Origin of the sequence: Streptomyces sp. 35G-GA-8 (assembly GCF_023534745.1) — a bacterium.
GTDB lineage: Bacteria > Actinomycetota > Actinomycetes > Streptomycetales > Streptomycetaceae > Streptomyces.
In genome coordinates this window covers 1-2,369 of sequence record NZ_JAMHJQ010000045.1, presented here as the reverse complement: position 1 = coordinate 2,369, position 2,369 = coordinate 1, and the positions used below count along the sequence as shown (strand labels likewise).

Sequence of the window (2,369 nt, the reverse complement as noted above, 5' to 3'; positions counted from 1 at the left end):
CGGATGCATAACCTCGCCCTCGCCGGATAGGCCAGCGGGCCGTACGGCAGCCCGCCATGCCTGAGGCGACCCGGAGATCATTTACGGGACAGCCCTTAGACCTAGAGATTCCCGAGGCCCAGGTGGTCAGGCGGATCGCTGGACGACGGTTGTGCCGTCAGAACCGCGAACACATCTTCCACGTCGACTACAGCCCGCCTGCAGTGGCAGGAGCCTGCGACGTCTGCAGCGGCGAGCTGTACCAGCGCGATGACGACCGCGAGACAACCATTCATAAGCGACTGAAGGTTTATCGCAGCGAGACGGCGCCGGTCGTGGGCCACTACCAAGCTCAGGGCCTGGTGACCACGATCTCGGCCCTCGGCCAGGTCCAGGAGGTCCTGGACGGCGCGCTGGTCGCGATCGGCCAGGCCAGGTCGATGCCTCCTGGCGCGTCGAGCGTTGACCCCTCCGCCAGAAGATGCGGGGCTGCCATCCCTGACTGCCGCCGCCGAGGACGGTAAGTTCCGCGTACTTAGGGCTCGCAGAGAATCAAGGTGTTGCTTCACGTGATTCGGCTCGTTGTCGTGATATGAGCGTCTCCGATGAGGTCCGTGGTCAACTCGCTGTGAGGTTCAGGGTGTTGTTCCCACATCTGGACGAGCGGCAACGGCGGCTGATGATGGGGGCCGAGGCGCGGATCATGGGGCACGGCGGTATCCGGGCGGTCGCGCGGGCGGCCCGGGCCAGCGAGACGACGGTCCGCAAGGGCGTGGACGAACTGGAGGCCGGCGAGGAGCCTCTGGGCAGGGTGCGTAGGCCCGGTGGCGGTCGGAAGAAGGCCGTGGACCTTGATCCGGGTCTGCGGCCCGCGCTGCTGTCACTGGTGGAGCCCGATGAGCGCGGCGATCCGATGTCGCCGCTGCGCTGGACGGTGAAGTCGACTAGGAACCTCGCGGCTGAGCTCACCCGGCAGGGGCACAAGGTGAGCGCGGACACGGTCGGCGACCTGCTGCGTGAGGAAGGCTTTAGCCTGCAGGCCGGCGCTAAGACCATCGAGGGCAAGCAGCACCCGGATCGTGATGCCCAGTTCCGCTACATCAACGAGCGGGCAAGGCAGCACATGAATGCTGGCCAGCCAGTGATCAGCGTTGATGCGAAGAAGAAGGAGCTCGTCGGCGACTACAAGAACGCGGGCCACCAGTGGCGGCCACTCCGGGAGCCGGTATTGGTCAAGACACACGATTTCCTGGACCGGCAGGGACCGGGCAAGGCGATCCCGTACGGGATCTACGACATCGCCGCGAACACCGGCTGGGTCAGCGTCGGCACTGATCACGACACCGCCGCCTTCGCCGTCGCCTCCATTCGCTCGTGGTGGCGGGCCCGAGGCCGGCACGACTATCCGGCCGCCACCTGTCTGCTGATCACTGCGGACGCAGGCGGGTCCAACGGCTATCGCACCCGTGCCTGGAAGACTGAACTCGCAGCCCTGGCCGCCGAGACGGGCCTGGACATCACGGTCTGCCACATGCCGCCCGGCACCTCGAAGTGGAACAAGATCGAGCACCGGCTGTTCTCCCACATCTCCATGAACTGGCGCGGCCGCCCGCTGACCAGCCACGACGTCATCGTGAACAGCATCGCGGCGACCACCACCCGCACCGGGCTGAAAGTCCACGCCGAACTCGACACGGGCACCTACGACACCGGCATCAAGGTCACCGACGGCGACATCGATGCCCTGCCCATGCGCCGGCACCGCTTCCACGGCGACTGGAACTACACCCTCCACCCTCACCGTCGCGACACCACCAGCACAGCCAAGAACCCGCGGCCAGCCGACGACCCGTCCCGGCAGCCCTGCACCGGGCGTCTGCGCAACCCGGAGCTGACCGGCATGCCCGAGCCGGCACTGGACGAACTCGTCGGCCAACTGGACCACAGGCTCGACGAGTTACGTGAACAAGGACGGCTCCAACAGCGAGGCGGCGAGCGCATCCGTGCTCGCGGCGCAGGAGCCAAGGACAAGCTGACCACCGCCGACAGAGTCCTGGCCACCGTGCTCTACCTGCGCAAAATCGGCACCCGAGACCTCTTGGCCCAGCTCTTCGGCGTCAACGGCAGCACCCTCACCAGGGCCGTTCGCCAAGTCCAGCCCCTCCTGACCGAGCACGGTTACACCATTCCACCCTCAACAGCCAGGTTCCGGACGCCCGCTGACGCCACCGCGTTCCTCGCCAACAGCAGCCCCACGGAGATCAAACCAGCAGGTTGATTCTCTGCGAGCCCTTACGAGTTGGTGTGTGATAGCGGGTGGGCATGCTCTGCTGGTGGAAGGCACGGTGGATCGTTCGGTCCTGGCACACCCGTTGTTCACAGGTGTCTCG

General features: G+C 66.3%; 1 protein-coding gene and 1 pseudogene. Both read left to right on the top strand.

Translation table 11 applies throughout. The features are described 5' to 3' along the window. Nucleotides 1-95 precede the first annotated feature (95 nt). A pseudogene (locus M1203_RS38405) lies at nucleotides 96-503 on the top strand (nucleoside monophosphate kinase); the annotation flags it as partial. A gap of 68 nt (nucleotides 504-571) precedes the next feature. Then, the gene (locus tag M1203_RS38400) at nucleotides 572-2,257 is read left to right on the top strand and encodes an ISAzo13 family transposase (protein WP_249954506.1); all 1,686 of its coding nucleotides are present in this window, start codon (nucleotides 572-574) and stop codon (nucleotides 2,255-2,257) included. Nucleotides 2,258-2,369: the final 112 nt, after the last annotated feature.